Raw genomic sequence first — 558 nt, 5'->3', positions numbered from 1 at the left:
GTCGTCGGAGTGGAAGGCGTTGTTGCCGTCCTCGTCGAACAGCGAGATGTGTGTGTGCATCCCGGAGCCGTTGACCTTGGCAATCGGCTTGGGCATGAAGGTCGCGTGGAGGTCGTGTTCGGCCGCGATGGCGCGGACGACAGACCGGAAGGTCGCGACGTTGTCGGCGGTGGTGAGAGCGTCGTCGTACTCGAAGTTAATCTCGTGCTGGCCTTCTGCGACCTCGTGGTGGCTGGCTTCGATCTCGAAGCCCATCTGTTCGAGGCCGTAAATGATGTCGCGGCGGACGTCGGAGGCGAGGTCCTTCGGCGCGAGGTCGAAGTAGCCGCCGGCGTCGTTAGTGACGGTCGTCGCGCGGCCGTCTTCGTCTTCTTCGAACAGGAAGAACTCCGGTTCGGGAGCGACGTTCACGTCATAGCCGAGTTCCTCGGCGCGCTCGATAGCGCGCTTGAGGACGCCACGCGGGTCGCCGCTGAAGGGCTCGCCGGTGGACGTGTTGAACACGTCACAGATGAGACGGCCGGCGGCGCTGTTTTCCTTCTTCCGCCACGGGAGGAT

Annotated in this window: 1 pseudogene; it reads right to left on the bottom strand. The window is 63.8% G+C overall.

What is annotated here, in order from left to right:
• Window positions 1–558 (bottom strand): annotated as a pseudogene (locus DVK06_RS17055) (glutamine synthetase family protein); the annotation flags it as partial.

Origin of the sequence: Halorubrum sp. Atlit-28R (genome assembly GCF_003665955.1) — an archaeon.
GTDB classification, from domain to species: Archaea; Halobacteriota; Halobacteria; order Halobacteriales; family Haloferacaceae; genus Halorubrum; species Halorubrum tropicale.
This window is presented reverse-complemented; position numbering and strand designations above follow the sequence as displayed.